This window comes from Cellulosilyticum sp. ST5 (assembly GCF_046529625.1).
In the GTDB taxonomy this organism is placed as follows: domain Bacteria; phylum Bacillota; class Clostridia; order Lachnospirales; family Cellulosilyticaceae; genus Cellulosilyticum; species Cellulosilyticum lentocellum.
Window position 1 is genome coordinate 3,361,500 of record NZ_CP132338.1, and the last position, 19,903, is coordinate 3,381,402.

The 19,903-nt window shown below is 36.6% G+C and carries 18 protein-coding genes; all 18 read right to left on the reverse strand.

From position 1 onward, the window contains the following. Positions 1-29 precede the first annotated feature (29 nt). The 18 genes from QTL86_RS16340 to carB all read right to left on the reverse strand — a co-directional run bounded on the left by QTL86_RS16340 (position 30) and on the right by carB (position 19,681). Positions 30-1,502 carry a type II CAAX prenyl endopeptidase Rce1 family protein gene (locus tag QTL86_RS16340; protein ID WP_410495453.1) on the reverse strand — a complete coding sequence of 491 codons (1,473 nt, stop codon included), beginning with the start codon at positions 1,500-1,502 and terminating at the stop codon, positions 30-32. 204 nt (positions 1,503-1,706) lie between these two features. Continuing rightward, entirely contained in the window at positions 1,707-3,098 is a 1,392-nt protein-coding gene (locus QTL86_RS16345; protein ID WP_410495454.1) for an amidohydrolase, read from the reverse strand. Positions 3,099-3,240: 142 nt separating this feature from the next. After that, the gene (locus tag QTL86_RS16350) at positions 3,241-3,816 is read right to left on the reverse strand and encodes a cysteine hydrolase family protein (protein ID WP_410495455.1); all 576 of its coding nucleotides are present in this window, start codon (positions 3,814-3,816) and stop codon (positions 3,241-3,243) included. Positions 3,817-3,844: 28 nt separating this feature from the next. Continuing rightward, positions 3,845-4,417, reverse strand: a complete 573-nt coding sequence (locus tag QTL86_RS16355; RefSeq protein WP_410495456.1) for a cysteine hydrolase family protein — start codon at positions 4,415-4,417, stop codon at positions 3,845-3,847. Between the two features lie 3 nt (positions 4,418-4,420). Beyond that, the gene (locus QTL86_RS16360; protein ID WP_410495457.1) at positions 4,421-4,990 is read right to left on the reverse strand and encodes a cysteine hydrolase family protein; all 570 of its coding nucleotides are present in this window, start codon (positions 4,988-4,990) and stop codon (positions 4,421-4,423) included. Between the two features lie 31 nt (positions 4,991-5,021). After that, positions 5,022-6,377: a hypothetical protein gene (locus tag QTL86_RS16365; RefSeq protein WP_410495458.1), complete on the reverse strand. Its 1,356-nt coding sequence runs from the start codon at positions 6,375-6,377 to the stop codon at positions 5,022-5,024. 2 nt (positions 6,378-6,379) lie between these two features. After that, positions 6,380-7,420 (reverse strand): ABC transporter substrate-binding protein, encoded by a 1,041-nt coding sequence (locus tag QTL86_RS16370; RefSeq protein WP_410495459.1) that lies wholly within the window; start codon positions 7,418-7,420, stop codon positions 6,380-6,382. 49 nt (positions 7,421-7,469) lie between these two features. After that, entirely contained in the window at positions 7,470-8,816 is a 1,347-nt protein-coding gene (locus tag QTL86_RS16375; RefSeq protein ID WP_410495460.1) for an MATE family efflux transporter, read from the reverse strand. 1 nt (position 8,817) lies between these two features. Continuing rightward, complete coding sequence (locus QTL86_RS16380; RefSeq protein WP_410495461.1) at positions 8,818-9,648, reverse strand: ABC transporter ATP-binding protein; 831 nt, start codon at positions 9,646-9,648, stop codon at positions 8,818-8,820. Between the two features lie 15 nt (positions 9,649-9,663). Continuing rightward, positions 9,664-10,452 carry an ABC transporter permease gene (locus QTL86_RS16385; RefSeq protein WP_410495462.1) on the reverse strand — a complete coding sequence of 263 codons (789 nt, stop codon included), beginning with the start codon at positions 10,450-10,452 and terminating at the stop codon, positions 9,664-9,666. A gap of 19 nt (positions 10,453-10,471) precedes the next feature. Further along, on the reverse strand, positions 10,472-10,798 hold the full coding sequence (locus tag QTL86_RS16390; RefSeq protein ID WP_410495463.1) for a P-II family nitrogen regulator: 327 nt from the start codon (positions 10,796-10,798) through the stop codon (positions 10,472-10,474). Between the two features lie 19 nt (positions 10,799-10,817). Next, positions 10,818-12,404 carry a PucR family transcriptional regulator gene (locus tag QTL86_RS16395; RefSeq protein ID WP_410495464.1) on the reverse strand — a complete coding sequence of 529 codons (1,587 nt, stop codon included), beginning with the start codon at positions 12,402-12,404 and terminating at the stop codon, positions 10,818-10,820. A gap of 57 nt (positions 12,405-12,461) precedes the next feature. Beyond that, positions 12,462-13,790, reverse strand: coding sequence for an allophanate hydrolase (locus QTL86_RS16400; protein WP_410495465.1), 1,329 nt, complete (start codon positions 13,788-13,790; stop codon positions 12,462-12,464). Between the two features lie 67 nt (positions 13,791-13,857). Beyond that, entirely contained in the window at positions 13,858-14,211 is a 354-nt protein-coding gene (locus QTL86_RS16405; RefSeq protein WP_410495466.1) for a P-II family nitrogen regulator, read from the reverse strand. A 14-nt stretch (positions 14,212-14,225) separates the two neighbouring features. Then, on the reverse strand, positions 14,226-14,549 hold the full coding sequence (locus QTL86_RS16410) for a P-II family nitrogen regulator (protein WP_410495467.1): 324 nt from the start codon (positions 14,547-14,549) through the stop codon (positions 14,226-14,228). Between the two features lie 264 nt (positions 14,550-14,813). Further along, complete coding sequence (locus QTL86_RS16415; protein ID WP_410495468.1) at positions 14,814-15,296, reverse strand: low molecular weight protein-tyrosine-phosphatase; 483 nt, start codon at positions 15,294-15,296, stop codon at positions 14,814-14,816. Between the two features lie 76 nt (positions 15,297-15,372). Next, the gene (gene trxB, locus QTL86_RS16420) at positions 15,373-16,284 is read right to left on the reverse strand and encodes a thioredoxin-disulfide reductase (RefSeq protein WP_127065366.1); all 912 of its coding nucleotides are present in this window, start codon (positions 16,282-16,284) and stop codon (positions 15,373-15,375) included. Positions 16,285-16,474: 190 nt separating this feature from the next. Beyond that, positions 16,475-19,681: a carbamoyl-phosphate synthase large subunit gene (carB, locus tag QTL86_RS16425; protein ID WP_410495469.1), complete on the reverse strand. Its 3,207-nt coding sequence runs from the start codon at positions 19,679-19,681 to the stop codon at positions 16,475-16,477. Positions 19,682-19,903 lie beyond the last annotated feature (222 nt).

Genomic DNA, 19,903 nt, shown 5'->3' on the forward strand with positions numbered 1-19,903 from the left:
ATTTCAATCCCCCTTGCGTACATCACTTGTCATACAGGTACAATCGTAGTAGCTATGGTATAAAGATACAATAATACTACTAGCCATAAACAAATAGACTTGCAAATAGCTTTTAGTCTTAATCCTTTATACTTCTCATCGTTAGTTATGGTGCGATATACTGTTCTGTTCTTAATTAAGATTATAATACCAACGACGCATAAAACAATCCATGATATACCATTAATAATGCCTCCTACTTCACCTGTATTAGTAATAAGTATACTTATTACCACAGAAAACAAGTTATTAGCCATATGCAGACCTATGGCTGGTAAAATAGATTCTTTTTTGATGGTTATATAAGCTAATAACATAGCAAATAAAGTGACACTTATTCCTTGATATAAATTGCCATGAATCAAACCAAATAGTACACTTGTTGAGATAATGGCAAAACGCTCCCCATAACGCTTTAATCCATTCAGTAATACACCACGAAACATATATTCTTCTGTAATCGGTGCAACAATAATCACACAAATCCCCCAGATAATAGTTTCTATTCCTAGTCTATCAAAAATAAATATCTCATCTATTTTAAGACTTCTATTAAAATAACCCAGGCCCCAATCTAAAACTAAATAAATCGTGGTTCCAATAGCATTTAAACCTAATACCGCAAGGAAACTTGTCAGCATCTCTTGTTTAGTCATGGTTACTTTTTTAAATAGCGCCTTTGAATTTACCTGAATTTGCTTTGCACATCTCATAAAAGGTAGTGTATTGGCAACAAGCATTGTTAAGAGTGTATTAAATGCCATAATGATACCACCATTACCATAGCCTTGTTCACTAAGTAGCTTATCAGTTCCAAAAACTATGCCTATTATAAACATTGATATCCACACAAATACAACACTGATTGCAAGATTACTAAGCATGGCCCTACCTATTTTTTTTATATCCCACTCAATATTGTTCTTTCTAATCTTTCTTAATGCATGATGATCTTCCAGTGTTATTTCTTGAGTACTTGCTACTTCTTCACTGAGTGGTTCGTCTTCTTTTAGTGATTCATCTTCTCTTAATGTCTTTTCTTCACTTAGCAGTGCCTCTTCCCTTAGTGCAGCTCTTAGAGATTCTTCATCTTTTAGTGGCTCTTCTTGCTTTAGTGCTTCTTCTTTTAGTGCTTCTTCTTCCCCTAACAACTTTTCTTTTAGTGTTGCCTCTTCTCTTAGAGATTGATCTACTCTTAATGTCTCTTCTCCTCTTAGTAGTACCTCTTCCCGTGGTGGCTCCTCTTCTTTTAGTTCCCCTTCTTCCCCTAACAATTTTTCCCTCAGCATCACCTCATCTTTTAGAGATTCATCAGCTCTTAATGTCTTTTCCCCTCTTAGCTGTGCCTCTTCCCGTGGTGGCTCTTCTACTTTTGATGGCTCCTCTTCTCTTAGCAGTTCTTCTTCTAGTGTCTCAGCTATGCTAACTACCTGATCTTCCCCATATAAAAAGTTTTCTTTCATCTACATCCCCTTTTCTGTTTATATACTCCTTCTTTATATTAGCATATTATTTTCTGAATTTACATTAAATTATACACAAAACAATCCCTCGCCCAAGTCTATTACCAAATCCCCTATTATAAATTTTAGTTTATGCTTTCATTTCACATAAAAAAGGTGATTCTAGAATTTTATCAATCCCAAAATCACCTTGTATTTATAGCTTCATGCTTCATTTATAAATAAATACTTCCGTCTTTCCCATTCATCTAGAGTCTCTTGGCGGATTCTAGGGTTAGTAATGACTTCTAAGGCTGCTATCGCAAGGACCTTTCCAGCATATATAAGGCCCTTATGAGCTATAGTAGACTGACCTTGTGCCACTGCTTGCCATGAATGAAGAGGTGTATTAGCCACCCAAGTTACTGCACCTATCTGGCCAACAGGACATATGCGGCTTACATCTCCTACATCTGTTGAAGCTAGACTTGGCTCATTGTCTTCTCTATAGGGCAAAATAAGCGTCTTCAATTGCTCTTCTCGATGATGCAATATGTCTTTCTTTTCATCTCCTGAGTATTTATTGGCAATAGTATCTAGATAGTCATCCTCCTCTTCAAAGGTAGCTTGCCATTTAGTAGCTTGCTGAAGTTCTTCCTTTGTATACTTAGGAGACTCTACTTCCTTCATCTTTTGATATAGAAGCTGCTGTAAGGTTGCATTAGGAATAAGATTAGCACAAGACTTGATATATTTTTTCTCCATTTTAGTTTCTGTCATGAGAGCTGCCCCTTGAGCTATTTTATCAATACGTTTTGTAAGTTCTTTTACAGTCTTCTCTGTATTGGCCCTTATGAGATACACTACCTGTGCATAAGCTTGTACTACATTAGGTTCTAATCCTCCTGTATTGGTAACGGCATAGTGCACTCTAGCATCTGATGACATATGCTCTCTTAGATAATTTGCCCCTATGTTCATGAGCTCAACTGCATCTAAAGCACTTCTTCCTTTATCCGGATTTAAAGCAGCATGTGCACTCCTTCCAAAAAACTCAAAGGAATACTTAGCATTAGCTAGACTGGTATGGGTTACGGATAGATTGAGGTCGTCTGGATGCCAAGTGAAAGTAATATCCACACCATCAAAAGCACCATTTCTCACCATCACACTCTTTCCAGAACCATTTTCTTCTGCTGGGCATCCATAAAAACGAATTGTACATCTTAGATGATGATGTTTGACATACTCTTTAAGTCCTATAGTCGCTGCTACTGCTCCTCCAGCTAGGCAATTATGTCCGCACCCATGTCCTGTTGTCTTACCTTCTACAGGGACTTTTTCATATTCTTCTGCTTTTTGTGATAGCCCCTCTAATGCATCGTATTCTCCTAAAAATGCAATAACCGGCTTTCCCTCTCCATACTCTGCCATAAATGCTGTTTCTAGGTTGCCACAGTTGTCTATAATCCGAAACTCTTCAGATGCCAAATATTCTTTAAGCAGTTTTGAAGAATGGTATTCGTTAAAGCCAATTTCAGCATACTCCCAGATTGTATCGCTTATCCTTTCAAACTCACTTCTTTTGTCCTCTATTATCTTTTCAATCTCATGCATCTATTGACCACTCCCTCTAAGTAAAAATTCTGCTGAAAATATAAAAAGACTATCATCAAACCATATACTACCTCAAGATATATCATTTATTTTCCTTCTATATCTTGTATTTAATATGTGTTTTGCGATAGTCCTTTTCTTCTCATTCTTCTAAATCCTTAACTGAAATAATTGCCCCTGTTTGAAAATATTCAATATTATCAAGTGCTGCTTGTGCCACATCCTCAGGACTATGGGTACCGCATGCTTCTTTAAACACATGAACATGATAGCCATATTGATGTGCATCTACTGTGGTGTAATGAACGCAAATATCTGTTAATGCTCCCCCAATGAAAAGGTGCTCTATTTTAAGTCCTCTGAGTAATATTTCTAAATCTGTTCCAAAGAAAGCACTATACCTTCTTTTAGAAATGACATATTCACCTTCAATAGGGGCTGTTGGTTCCCAAAAAGATGTATTTTTTTCTAAACAATGAATACCTTCAGCACCTTCAAGTTCTCTACCAAAGTCAACCATTTCATTCCTATGTAATTCAATAACATGAATAATAGGCACATTCCCTAGCTTTCTAAAGTACTTAGTGACCTTCAATATATGATCATGATAATACTTTTCTCTCTTCTCTTGCTTTTCACCTATATATTCTGAAAAGGATTCTTGTGATTCTTCTACATCAATTAATAGTAATGCACTATGCTCTGGTATTGTTATCATATCTACCTCCTACAGTAGCTATTTTTATCTAATCTAGATCGTTGACTGAGATAATTGACCCTGTTTGAAAATATTCGATATTATCGAGCGCTGCTTGTGCCACTTCTTCTGGGCTGTGAGTACCACAGGCTTCCTTAAACACATGAACATGATAGCCATATTGATGTGCATCTACTGTGGTGTAATGAACACAAATATCTGTCATACCTCCACAAATAAATAAATGTTCAACTTTAAGTCCTCTTAGTAAGATCTCAAGGTCTGTTCCAAAAAAAGCACTGTATCTTCTCTTTGGAATCGTATACTCTCCTTTAATTGGTGCTGTTGGCTCCCAGAAAATAGAATCCTTCTCTAAACAATGTACGCCTTCTGAACCATCTAATTCACGACCAAAATCCACTAGGTCATCTCTATGAAGTTCTATGATATGAATAATAGGCACATTACCTAATTTCCTAAAATACTCTGTTACCTTTAAAACATTATCATGATAAAATTTTCTTCTTTTTTGTTGGTACTCTCCATCATATAAGGGTACATGCACCTTTGAATCTTGTACATCTACCAGTACTAAAGCACTATGTTCAGGTATTGTTATCATAGTCTACACCTCCGCTTCTAAAATATCTTGTGTGGTGATATTAGATTCTCTCTGTAAATACTTCATATTTAAAAGTGCATAGTCATGAGCTTTCCTTGAAGAACCTGTCACACAGTCAGTCACAACATAAAACTTATAGTCATGTTGATGTGCATCAACAGCAGTGAATCTTACACAAACATCTGTTAATCCACCAATTAAAAACAAGGTGGTAATTTTTTTGCAACGAAGAAGAAGATCTAAATCTGTTCCTAAAAAAGCACTGTATCTCCTTTTACCTATTGTATAGTCATTTCCTTCTGGTTTAGTGAGTGGATTATATTCAGCAAATGGCGTACCTTCTAAGCAATGTACACCTTCTACCCCATCTAGCTCTCTACCAAAATCACTATGGTCTGGTCTATGAATTTCTCTAATCTGAACTACTGGTAAATCATGCTCTCTAAAAAATTTAATAATCTTAGGTGCATTTTGATAAGTAGTACTCCCTTCCATAATAGGAATACCGCAGGCATCATTATCTCCATCTTGCAAATCTATCACTATTAATGCGCTATTCTCTGGTATTTTCATAATATCCTCTCCTTTATTTAGTCTTTAAAGTTTAAAGCCATTCACCTTTCCAAAAGGCTTCTGGATTTTTCCTTAAAAGCTCTCCATCATTAAATGTTGCTGGCATAATGGGATTGTTTTTCACTCTACTTTCTAATTCTTCTCTTGCTAGCTTCACAAGGTCCGAATTTTTAAACATCTCTATTGCTGAACTAATAAGCACTTCGCCCACCATAAAAGCGCCCTTATAAGACATCTCCATTCCTGCAAATGCCGTTGTTGCCCAATTATGTAGCGGTAGCTCCTGTGGCATGGTCCAGTTCATACGTCCAAGAGGTATATGAAAGCTTACCTCCCCATCATCTTGACTATAGGCTTCTATTCCTTCCTTTAGATACTTTATGTTTTCATCAAGGGTAAAGGTTTCTAAGTTTGTAGCATTCTTAATTAATTCTTTAAGTACACTACATTCTGATTCAGTATAACGAGGAATTTCCACCTGCTTCATGTGACTATACAATATATCTCCCACAGTATCATTAGGCAGATAGCCATGTGTTGAAGCTATAAAACCCTCTTTGTTGTCAACCTGACATATAAAGGCACATTGCTGAGCCATAGCTTTAATCTCTTCATAAGCACTTATCATATCATTGTACTGATTTGACCTCATACTTATCCATACACTTGCAAAATCTGTAGCAATATTCGGAGCTACACCCCCATGTCTTATCACGTGCTCAATAGAAACATTAGGAAATCTATGATACCTTACTTTCTCTATGGTTTGAATAAAGAGTTCAGCACTATCTAAAGCATTTTGTTTTCTTGATATACCTGTATGATTTGCTACGCCACTAAAAGCAAATTCACTTTGCAGTGCTGCTAGGCTGGGTCTACTTAAAACTGCATTTTGATAATCCACATGACTCGTTAGCAATAGGTCGATCCCTTTAAATCCACCTTTATGCAGCAATGCTACCTTGCCCATTACTATTTCTTCTGCTGGGCAGCCTATAACCGTTATGGTTCCTTTTAACCTGTGTTTCTCAAGTTCTTGCTTGATAGCAATAGCCACACCTGTATTGAGTGCACCTATATGATTATGCAAACATCCATGACCGGCTTCTTGCTTTAAGCTTTTTCTAGTCACCCCATTGTGATTAGATAGTCCTGGCAAGGCATCATATTCAGCAATCATTCCTATATTAGGGTAGCCGCTTCCCCATTCTGCTTTAAAAGCAGTAGGGTAACCACCTAAATTTCTTGTTATTTTAAAACCTTTTGTCTGTAACCATTTTATAAGTGTATCGCTTGCATAATATTCCATAAGGGGAAGCTCTGGATTACGCCAGAGCATCTCACCTATGTCACTTATCTCCTTTTTTAATTCATCCCATGTACTCATAACTATTTACTAAGGAAACTTGAGTCAACTAATTGTGAAAAGTCAATATCCTCACTCATCTCACCGATAGATACATAGAAGTCTTGGATATCTTTTAAAGAATCGTATAACCAGCCTCCTTCTGCCATCCCTTCTATATTATCTTGCATGGTATAAAGATATACTGTAGAACACATTTCTTCGACTTCTTGTGGTGTAGATTCAAAGGTTGCAGCTGTTTTTTCTGCTGCCTCTTTTAAACTATTGTTAACGTATTGTGTTGATTCTTCTACTGCAAGAAGTGTCTTAGTTAACCATTCAGGTTTCTCCTCTGCAGTTTTAGCTGATACAACGCACACATCATAAATACATCTTTCTAGATCTTTAGTAGTAATGAGTAAGTTTGCTCCTGTTTCTGTCACAGCTTGTGTAAGATAAGGGTCAAATGTTGTGGCTGCATCCAGTTGTCCTGCAATAAATGCTGACCCTCCTTTACCAGGTCCCATATCTGTCATTTTTACATCGTCCATTGTAAGGCCAGCTGTTGCTAAAGCTTTAGCAAGCATGTAATGGGTAACATTTCCGTACTGAGCTGATACTTCTTTTCCTTTTAGATCTGCCACAGTCTTAATTTCTGGTTTACATACAATACCGTCTGCTCCTGTTGATTCATTATGAAGATAAACAATCTTTGGAAGTGCTTCAACACTTGTTCCTTCTTCTATCAATGCATTAATAGAAGTCATATAGCCTTGAATAGTTGTAAAAGCAATATCTACATCCCCTGTCATTAAACTCATAAGCGTTGATGTGTTACCATAAGCGCCAATTTCAAGGTTAATACCATTTTCTTTATCAAAGCCTAACTCGTTCATTACATAAATACCGATACCACCAATAAAAGGTGAATAAGCCGTTTTAACTGTCGTTAGCTCTTGAGTCGTATCACTTGAAGTAGGTGTTGTTGTTTTAGCTCCCTCATTCGAACTACTACATGCTACCATTGATAGTGTAAATATCCCTGTTACTAAAATACTCATTAATTTTCTTGTTAAACTTTTCATCCTGTTTCCCTCCTAAAACTATAATTTTATATTCATACTGTTGTAGTATTTATATACTCGTCACATCTTTAATCCACTTCTTGCTCCTTACCCTTAAGAAAACAAGTATACACTTAGCTATTGTATCTAGTACCAAGCATAGGTAAACCACCTGTATAGGCAAGTTAAGGAAATAGCCTGTAACAAAAGCATAAGGAAGTGCTATTAACCATACTGTTACGTTATCTATCAGCATACAAGCTTTAGTATCTCCTCCTGCACGTAATGTGCTAGATATATGTAACCACTGATACCCTATAAATGGCATCATCAGTGCAATATAAGTAATCATCATGCCAGCTACTGATTTTACAAGAGGAGATACTTGATAGAAGCTTAAGAAAGTGTTTTTAAAGCTCAACATAATCACGCCTGATAAAATTCCTAAACCAATGCTATAATGTCCCATTCTTCTAGAATCAACTATAGCTCTCTGTTGATCGTTCTCTCCTAATTCTCTTCCTATTATGATGGCGGCAGCTTGTCCTGAACCTTTGAAAAAGGAAGTTAATAGATTTTCAAGTACCTTAGCAATATTAATAGCTGCACCATATTCATAGCCCATATGATAATAAACAACACTATACAGCGATGTACCAAAGCTCCAAATGGTTTCACTTATAGTTACAGGTAATGCCACCTTAGCAAACTGGGCTACAAATACTTTATTGATAGATTTGATATTTTTAATGCTAGGTGCATACTCTCTGTTATAGCCATACAGCATGATGAGTAATATGAGCACTTCCACATACCTTGCTATATTAGTAGCCCATGCTGCACCTTCAACACCCATGGCTGGTGCTCCAAAATATCCAAAAATGAATATAAAGTTGAAGCAAATATTAATGATAATAGCTGCTGTAGTCACTACCAACGGCAGCATTGCTTTACCTAAATTTTTAAGAATCATCCCTATCACCTGTGATATACCTGTTACTAGGTAACTCCATGCAACCACTCTAAAGTACTTCTCTCCTATATCAATTAGTTCCTGTTCATTCGAAAAGATACCCAGGATATATCGCGGGAAAACTATTCCACCTATCATAAATGCAAGACTGGCTATTGATATCACTATTGCAGCTAACATAGCGGCCTTTTTCATTCCCAGCACATCTTTTTTACCAAAGAACTGTGCCATGAATATGGTTGCTCCACTGATGGTTCCCACTGTCATTAATAGGAGAATAAAATAGATTTGATTCACTAAACCCACTGCTGATAGTTCAATATCCCCTAGCTGTCCAATCATAAGTGTATCTACAGTATTAATTAAACTTGTAATAAGACTTTGAACACCTATAGGAATGGATAAAGTAAGGAAATTCTTAAATAAATCATCCTGTTTTTTCATATCACACTTCCTTAAAGTCGTTAGAATGAAGCATGCCATGTATTTTCTTTCTTAGGGTAATAAATTCTGGTGTATCCTTTAACTCAAGTGTTCTATTATAAGGAAGATAAATAGGTTCCTCTGAAATAATCTTTCCTGGCCTTGCACTCATTACAAATATTTTAGTTGCAAGAAATACAGCTTCCTCAATATCATGTGTAATAAAAATAACCGTATGCTTTTCCTTTTCCCATAACTCACGTAATTGTAGCTGCATATTGGCTTTCGTATCTGGGTCAAGGGCACCAAATGGTTCATCCATCAGTAAAACCTTCGGGTTATTAGCAAGGGCTCTAGCAATTGCAACCCTTTGCTTCATACCACCAGATAATTGATTAGGCAAGCTTTTGGCAAATTCACCTAAGCCAACTAGCTCAATATATTTCCTTACAATCTTATCAGCCTCTTCTCTTGGCATCTTTTTAAGATCTAGTCCGAACCTGATATTTTCTTCAACTGTTTTCCAAGGAAACAAGGTATAGGATTGAAATACCATTCCTCTATCAGCTCCTGGGCCATCTAGCATCTTATCATCTAAAACTATACTGCCACTGGTTGCATCATCTAAGCCTGCAAGTATACGAAGTAGCGTAGATTTACCACAGCCTGAAGGACCAACAATACAAATGAATTCATTATCGAGTATTTCTATATTTATATCTTGAAGTGCATAAATTTCGTTCTTTCTATTTTTATAAACCTTATTGATATGTTTGCAGTATATTTTACTGTTTGCGACTGATGCCTCAACACCTAACCCATCGAAGTTTGGTTCCTCAATTTTTTGCCTCATATAGCCACCTCATTTCTATTGTTCGATTGCCCATTGGAATAATAGGCGATTAATTAAAGCAAAAAGCTTATCAATAATAAGTCCTAAAAGTCCAATTGTGAATACACCCATAAAGATGATATAGGTCTTCATGAACCTTTCTGCAATCATAATGCTATAGCCAAGTCCAGAACTTGATGCAAGCATCTCTGCCATTACTAAATAAGTCCATGCCCACCCCATAACAGTCCTTAAACTATCTACAATCTGTGGCATCATAGCAGGTATTATCACTTTAGCAATAACTTGTCTTTGAGTTGCCCCTAGCGTATAAGCAGAATGGATAAGATCTGTTGGAACGCTTCTAACAATATCACTAATCATGGTAATCAATGAAAATATGGCACCAACAACAATAATAGTCACTTTTGCTTTCTCTCCAACGCCTGACCATACCATAATGAGTGGAATCAAAGCTGATATAGGCAGATATCTCATAAATCCAATAATAGGTTTAACCACTGCTGCTACAATCTTAAAGGTTCCAGCCAAGATACCTATCGGAATACCTATAAGAACTGATATTAAAAATCCCATGAATACACGGTAGCAACTAATTCCTATATCTGTCCAAAGGGAACCATCCTTCATGCCATCCAACATGGCTCCAAAGGTTGCTTGTGGTGTAGGAAGAAAGACATTGCTGATGTCAGTAAAATTACTTCCCCAAAACCAAAGGATAATCAGTAATGAAAATGTAACTATGCTCACTGTATTACTTAGTGATTTGGGTATATCTTTTCTAATCTGAAAAAGTTTCTTCATAAGCCCTCACCTTCTATCCTCATTCTTTTATCTCACCTGAACTAATAGTTATTTCCTTTTCTATAGGAATTGTGAAAATCTTACCATCCCCATATGCTCCCTTTTTCCCAGTCTTACATACACTTGCAATGACTCCCTTAGTTTCCTCTACCCTCTCGTCATCTACAACAATCATTAATAAAGTCTTAGGAATTTCATCATAATAGACATCGCTTACCTTTAAGCCTCTTTGTTTTCCACGTCCTAATGTGTTCTTAAAGGTTGCACCATAAATGTGTTTCTCCACTAATGCATTTAAAACTTCTCTTTCCTTTTGTGGCCTAATATAGGCTTTTATCATTTTCATAGCGTTCTCTCCTTTGCAATTAATCTGAATAAATTCTATAAAGCTTGAGTGCTATCTCAACATTCAGTTTAGAATCATAATCATCAAAATCTATGCCTAGTAACCCTTTAACCTTATCTAATCGATAAACTATGGTGTTATAGTGTGTATACAATAACTCTGCTGTCATTTTTACATTGCAGTGAGCCTTAAAGTAAGTTTCTACGGTCTCATATAAATTAAGGTTTTTTTTAGAATCATACTCTAATATAGGCTGTACATACTTTTCTAGAAAGTCTTCCACATTTTTATGTTTAGGAATTAGTGTTAAAATTGAGTAAATACCTATTTTATCCCATGTAACGACATTTTCTTTATCCCTATAGGTGCTTCCAGCCTTCATGAGATTAACAGTGTCTAGATACTGCTCTCTAATCTTTATGGTGTTCCTACATAATCGGCCTATGTATATCGTATAGTTTTGGGTATTACATCCTTTTTCTACGATGGCTTTGAGTTCAGCAACTGAAGCCTCATATGCTTCCTGACTTTCTTCTTTATATAGAAGTATTGCTGTTATATTTCTAGTAACCTCAGTAAACATCATCATTCTATTACGCCCTGCTTTTTCATTAAGCTGATATATGAGTTCTCTGTCTAGTAGACCGCTCTTTCTTAAATTCATATGTATAATTGCAACTCTAGCCTTCATTGTAGAAATGCCTTGATAACCATAAGATAAACCCTGCATATCAAGCTCCTCAACATCATGTATGTAACCACCAAGCCAATCCTGTATAAAATTATCTATATACCTAGCGCGAACTTCATTGTACATGGTGTCACTATGAAGCTTAATGGCTATAAGGGACTGGATTGTTGTTATCGTCAACCTATCCACTGTAGAAACTACTTGATTCTGTTCCAAAAGTACAATCACTGCATTTTCGATAGGAAAAGTATAAATAACTCTAGTATTTCCATCAGACATTTTGCAGGTCATCTTGGTTTGGTCAGCGTCTCTTTCCTGTAAAAGTGCTATAATCCCTTCAAATCTCTTTTCATCTTCACTACTACAAAATAAGTCATTATCATTAACTACCACAGCTATAGGGTTATTTATAAGTCCTGATATGTTTTCTAGAATATCTGCTAATGAATCATTCTTAAGTAATTGCTTTGAGATAACTTCTAATCTTCCTTGAATAATAGAGTAGCTTGACATTTCCTTGGCACATATCTTTTCCATTACTTCACGGACTACATTAGAAAATACGGTATTAGGTGGGAGAATAAATAATGGCATTTCACAGGTTTCAGCTACTTCTATGATGTCTTGTGATATATCTTTTATAAACCTCTTAGGTTTTATTCCAAATGCAGCTATACCTTTTCGCTTGAGCTTTGGTATCAATTCAATAAAAGCCTCTTCATGATCTTGAAAAGCATATCCTGTAGTTATTAAAAATTCATTTGGTTGAGCCCAGTTAGCGATATCTGGTACCTCCATAATATTGACCCTTGTGACAATATGATCTAGATGCTTTTCTCCTGCTACAAGCTTTATACCTTTCAGACATTTCAGGTTCATTAAATCCCTGCACAGAAAACTCTTTTCATCCTCCATCTTTTTCACCTCTTTACCTTGCCACCCTTATGTTAGCTTCTTCACTAGAAATGCCTCTTAGCTCATCAACTGTTGGGCAAGTCCTTTAATAAGTCCTTCATTTGGCGCTGTAGCAAATAAAGTGATTCCAAAAGGAATATCCTCTGCTGCTCTCTCTCCTGGTATAGCAATAGCACACATATCAAGGAGATTACAGTGATTGGTATAACGTCCCATATCACTATTAGTCGCTATGGGATTGTTTCTTACTTGCTCCCTTGTCCAGGTTCCACCACAGGTAGGCATTACCAAAACTGCATCTTTCATGAGTTCATAGGCTTTATGCTTATATTCCTTTAGTTGGTGCTGAGTCTTATATACAGAGGTTGCATCATAGTTTTTCTTACAAGGAGAGGTAAGAATCTCTTTCGTTACAGGAAATACCTGGTCTGGATGTGACGCCACATACTCTCCTAAGTCTGCCCATCTCTCTGCTACACATGGACCTTCGTATAACAATTTAGCCGCTTTTGAAAGGAAATTATAATCAATGGTTGCAATAGGTATGCCGCATTGCTTTATATGAACTACAGCTGTATGCCAAGCAGCTCTGTATTCCTTGGCATAGTCACCATAAAATACAGGTTCTTCTTCTGGTAAAAGAATTTTTATAGGTAAACTCGCTTCTGGAATCTCTGACTTCTTACTCCAACAGTCTGTTTCTTCATATCCTCTTGCAATCGAATCTACCATATAAACATCTTCTAATGCATTAGCCATTACTGTGATGCAATCTAAAGATGCACATGCCGGAACAGCTCCTTTAGTAGGCCAAGCACCAACTGTAGGTTTAAGTCCTACTAGTTCATTTAATGCAGCTGGAACTCTTCCTGAACCTGCTGTGTCTGTTCCAAGAGAAAATGCTGCTAATCCTCTAGCTACTGCAACTGCTGAGCCTGCACTACTACCACCACTTATGAGCTCTGGCTTTATTGCATTATGTACTTCACCATAGGGAGATCTGGTACCAACTAAGCCGGTTGCAAATTGATCTAAGTTTGTTTTACCCACAGGTATAGCTCCTGCTTCAAGTAGCCTTTTTACTACAATTGCATCTTCTTTTGCTTCATAAGCATATCCTGGACAAGCTGCTGTAGTTGGAAGACCTTTTATGTCAATATTATCTTTAATAGCAAATGGAACTCCCCATAATGGGCACTGTTCTGGACTCTTATTAATCAGTTCATCCAGATAAGGTTGTATAAAAGATAAATCTGGTTTTATAATCCAAATATTATATTCTTCATCTACGTTACTTGCTTCTATAATCTGCTCTATTAACTTCTGAGGTGTAATAGCGCCACTTTTATATAACGCTTTGACTTTAGCTATACTTATTCTATTCATATCGCCTTCTCCTATCCTTTTACTTCCAGATTACTATCGATGAGTGTAGGAGCCATGCATCTTAGAACTACATTATTGCTTCATTTCCCTTTTCCCCTGTTCTAATCCTATAACCATCTTCAACTGGAATAATAAATATCTTTCCATCACCTGAATTATTTTGACTATTAATCTCTGTAATAATTTCAGTGAGCTTTTCTACTTGTTCATCTCGAACATATACTTCAATAAGCCTTTTAGAAACCATTTGATTCATGTCCTGTGATACTGCTGCATCATCTTCAGCTGTTACGTAATCTACTCTCTGCTTACCACGCCCCGTTGCCTCCATGCTTGTCATAGAAAAAAATCCATTGTCTGCCAATGCCTCATTTGTTGCATAATACATATTAGGTCTGACTACAATCATTGCTAATTTCATCTTCACTCCTCCTATCACACTTCTTCAGATTTATTAGAAACTGTTATTGTTCGTTCAATAGGATAAATAAAAATCTTGCCATCACCCTTAGTTCCGCCACCAACCTTTGCAGATTGCATAATAATTTCTATAATTTTATCTACCTGTTCATCATGACAAGCAATATAAATATTGTCTTTAGGCAAACTATCATAATATACATTGCCAGATTTGAGTCCTCTCTGTTTGCCTCTTCCAAGTACACTCATCTTAGTCATTGGTAAGTACCCTGCACTACTTAATGCATTTTGTACATCTGGAGATTTCTCAGTCCTTACAATTGCTTGGATCATTTTCATACCTATTCCCCTCCTATAGACTTTTAACAAAAAAAGTAATCAAAATAAAAAAAAAGCAAAGGAACTTGTATAAGCTCCTTTGCTTGAATCTGTTATAACACAACGTATTTTAAAGTGTCAATGAAATTGACTCATAAAAATTATCTTCGTTATCCATTGCTAATTAACGCTAAATTTTTTGTCGAATTTTCGTGAAGTATTCACAATATAATTTATTCTTTTCACAATTCTTATTATAAACTTATCTCTTATTTTATTAATGAATTATTTTTTTATTTCCATCCCTATCAGTTTTTCTTCTAGAATCATTTTTAAAAACTCACTGCACCCTTCATAAACATCTTCATACGTCCTATCAAAATCCCCTGTATACCATGGGTCCGCAATATCTCTGGGACAGGAGGAAAAGTCTAGCAGTCTATAGATTTTTTTCTTAGGATCATCACCCAATATTCTACGCATATTGGTGATATTTCTACTATCCATCCCTAAGAAATAATCATACGCATTGTAATCCTTTTTCGTTAACTGCACTGCACACTTGCCATCAGTTAAAATGTTATATTCCTTTAACTTACGCTTCGTTCCATAGTGAACACCATTACCTATTTCTTCTGTGCTTGTTGCTGAAGATGCTATGTAGAATTCTTGGCTAAGTCCACGTTTATTCACCATATCTCTCATTACAAACTCAGCCATAGGTGAACGACAAATATTGCCGTGACAGACAAACATTACCCTGATCATCTTCTTCCTCCTTTAATCACTCAAAAGGCTACTTCCAAAACTAGTTGAACTAGCTTTAGTAGTAGCCTTCTTCTCTTTAGTGAGCTAAGCCATCAATATATTCACATGCAGCAAGGCCTGCAATAGTACCATCACTTGAAGCTGTTGTTAACTGACGTATGGTTTTGGTACGACAATCTCCAGCAACAAAGATTCCCTCTGCATTTGTTTTACAGTTTTCACCAGCAATAATATAACCTTCAGGGTCTAAGGCTACCATATTGGCACAAAAGTCGTTGGCAGGTATTTGCCCAATTGCAACAAAAAGGCCATCTAGCGGTAAAAATGTTTCTTCACCTGATTTACTTTTTATGTCTATTCCTTCTAAACGCCCTTCGCCATGTAGCTTTGTAGCAACACTTTCTAAGATAAAGGACACATTTTCCCTAGCCTCCAGTGTTTCTACTAAACGTGATTCTGCTCTAAAGCTATCCTTTCGATGAATAAGATAGACCTTTTTACAATAAGCAGAGAGAAAGATGGCATCTTCAACAGCAGTATTACCACCACCTACAACTGCCACTTCTTTGCCCTTGAAGAATGCACCATCGCATACAGCGCAATAGGATACACCTAAGCCTGTTAATTCTTGTTCTCGTTCTAAGCCTAATGCTCTTTTGGTGGCTCCTGTTGCAATGATAATACTTTTACATTCATAAGTAGCTTGATCTGTTCTCACAACCTTTTTATCAGGAAAGCCTTCTATTGAGGTGGCATTCTCATATTTAATGGTTGCTCCTAATGAAAGTGCTTGCTCATAGAGAGCAGATGCAAAGTCAGCACCCGATATATGTTTAATCCCTGGGTAATTTTCTATTTCTTTAGAACTAACAATTTGTCCGCCAGGCAAATATCCTTCAAGAAGTAAGGTACTCTTACCTGCTCGTGACGTATAGATTGATGCAGACAAACCAGCCGTACCTGCACCAATGATAATGACATCGTACATAATTTTCTCCTTTCCTACATATCTCGTAGATATGAGTCTTCTTTCTTATTCTATGCCTTTATCATACTCCCTATTAGAAATCTTTTCTATAGTACAAACTTTATTCTTTATACTTTTTTATTATTAAAAAAATATAAAAGCACGCAAAAGCCTCACTATCATGATGCTTTTGCATGCTTTATTCCTAATCTTACTGAATTTCATTATGGAATTCTTGCAAAGATTTAATCGTACGCCCCTTGCCAGCTTTAACCGCTTTGATTCCTTCTACAGTAGCGCTGGCACCTGCCATAGTCGTTACGTAGAATACACGTTTTCTAATAGCTGCTTTTCTAATGTAGCTATCATCATCTGCTCCTACTTTATCATTCGGTGTATTAATGACGATTTGAACTTCATTATTAGTAATAGCATCTAAAATATTAGGACGACCTTGATTTAATTTAAAAATCTTTTCTGCCGGAATACCATTGGCCTTTAAAAGGTCTGCTGTTCCTCTTGTAGCAACAATCTTAAAACCACATTCAGCAAAGCCTCTAGCTATTTCTACTACTTCAGCTTTATCCCTATCATTGACACTAATAAGCACTGTTCCCTCTAAGGCAATCTTGGTTTGCGTAGCTTCTTGAGCTTTATAAAAAGCTTCTCCAAAGTTATCTGACATACCAAGCACTTCACCTGTAGAGCGCATTTCAGGCCCTAGAAGTGGATCGACTTCATGGAACATATTAAATGGGAAAACAGCTTCTTTTACGCCATGGTGATTAAATACCCTGTCCTTTAGTGCTGGTACAGGTGATGGTTTATGAGTAATCTCACTGGTGATAATCTCTGTTGCCAGCCTCACCATCTGAACATTACATACCTTTGAAACTAATGGTACTGTACGGGAAGCACGTGGGTTGGCTTCTAAGACATATACCTTGTTATCTTCAATAGCATACTGCATATTCATTAAGCCGCGAACACCCATTTCTTTAGCAATACGTTTAGTATAGTCTTTGATAATCGCCACATTTTCTTCTGAAATATTGAGAGATGGCAGAATACAAGCAGAGTCACCTGAGTGAATACCCGCAAGCTCAATATGCTCCATAACCGCTGGTACAAAAACATTTTCTCCATCACTTATGGCATCAGCCTCACACTCCATAGCATTATGTAAAAATCGATCAATTAAGATTGGACGATCTGGTGTCACGCCTACTGCAGCTTTCATGTAGACTTCAAGACTTTCAGCATCATGTACCACTTCCATGCCACGACCACCTAATACATAAGAAGGTCTCACCATTACCGGATAACCAATACGCTTAGCAATAGCTAAGGCTTCCTCTACATTCACAGCCATTCCAGACTCTGGCATAGGGATTTCTAGTTTCTCCATCATGGCTCTAAATAAATCTCTATCTTCTGCAAAATCAATAGTTTCTGGACTCGTACCTAGAATATTAACCCCTGCTTTTTTAAGATCAGCTGCTAAATTAAGAGGTGTTTGACCGCCAAACTGTGCAATAACGCCAAGAGGTTTTTCTTTTTCATGGATGCTTAAAACATCTTCTAAAGTAAGAGGCTCAAAGTAAAGCTTGTCAGAAGTATCATAATCTGTTGAAACAGTCTCCGGATTACAATTGATCATAATGGTTTCAAAGCCCAGCTCTTTAAGTGCAGTAGCTGCATGCACACAGCAATAGTCAAATTCAATCCCTTGACCAATACGATTAGGACCGCTTCCCAAAATCATAATTTTAGGTTTATCTGTGCTTACCTTTGTTTCATCTTTAATATGATAGCTAGAATAGTAATAAGCCGAGTCTGGTGTTCCACTTACATGAACCCCTTCCCAAGCTTCTGTAATGCCATATTCAAGGCGTTTAGCTCTTACTTCTTCTTCAGGTACTTCTAGCAGCTTCGCTAAATACTTATCTGAGAAACCATCTTGTTTAGCTTGAAGGAGTACTTCTTTTTCTAGAACAGTTCCTTTCCTAGCAATAAGAGTATTTTCTTCTTCTACTAATTCTTTCATTTGCTCAATGAAATAAGGTTTAATCTTGGTAAGGTTAAAGAGTTCCTCTACAGTAGCACCTTTTCTAAGGGCTTCATACATGATGAATTGTCTTTCACTAGTTGGGATATGAAGCTGGTCTAAAAGCTCTTTTTTAGACTGCTTATTAAAATCTTTGGCAAAGCCCAGTCCATAGCGGCCTGTTTCAAGACTTCGGATGGCTTTTTGGAAAGCTTCTTTATAGGTTTTACCAATACTCATAACTTCCCCTACGGCGCGCATTTGTGTGCCTAATTTATCCTCCGCCTTTTTAAACTTCTCAAAAGCCCAACGTGCAAATTTAATAACCACGTAATCTCCATCTGGTTTGTACTTATCTAAAGTCCCGTATTTACCACAAGGAATATCTGCTAAAGTAAGTCCTGCCCCTAACATGGCTGATACAAGGGCAATAGGAAAACCTGTTGCTTTAGAAGCTAAGGCTGAAGAACGAGAGGTTCTTGGGTTAATCTCAATTACAATAATACGGCCTGTTTCTGTATGACGAGCAAACTGTACATTAGTACCACCTATGACCTCTATCGCTTCTACAATTTTATAAGCTTGACGCTGCAATTCCTTTTGAACATCCTCTGAAATAGTTAACATGGGTGCTGAGCAAAAGGAGTCACCTGTATGTACGCCTAATGGATCAATGTTTTCAATAAAACATACTGTAATCATATTCCCTTTAGCATCACGTACAACTTCTAATTCTAATTCTTCCCAACCTAAAATAGATTCTTCTACTAAGACCTGTCCCACTAAACTAGCCTGAAGTCCTCTAGCACAAACGGTTTTAAGTTCATCTGTGTTATAAACTAAACCACCACCTGCACCTCCCATGGTATAAGCTGGTCTAAGTACAACGGGATAACCTAACTGCTCAGCAATGGCTAAAGCTTCTTCTACGGTATAAGCCACTTCACTTTTAGCCATTTCAATGCCTAAGCTGTTCATGGTCTTTTTAAATTCAATACGGTCTTCTCCTCTTTCAATGGCATCTACTTGAACACCTATAACCTCTACATTATATTTTTTTAAAATGCCTAATTGATTAAGCTCTGAACATAAGTTAAGACCTGATTGTCCGCCTAAATTAGGTAATAACCAATCTGGTCGTTCTTTGGCTATAATCTCTTCAAGGCGCTCTGCATTAAGAGGCTCAATGTAAGTAATGTCTGCAATACCTGGGTCAGTCATAATCGTTGCTGGGTTAGAATTAACTAGGATAATTTGATGCCCTAATTTTCTGAGCGCTTTACATGCCTGCGTTCCTGAATAATCAAACTCACAGGCTTGGCCTATAATAATAGGACCTGAACCAATAATTAAAACCTTTTTACTCTCCATTAATCACAATCCTCCAAAGTTAAGATTCATGATAGCCCAATAACGCTCTAACCGCTTATATTATTTAGACTTTTCATTATTTATAATTATAGCATAATTATTCACTTAAAATAAAGCATTTATATTATATTTTGCATATTATTATGTTAAAATGCATTTTTAAACATTTTATTGTTTGCTTTGTCAAATTATTATAGTGATTATGTAGAATTTATTTGGATT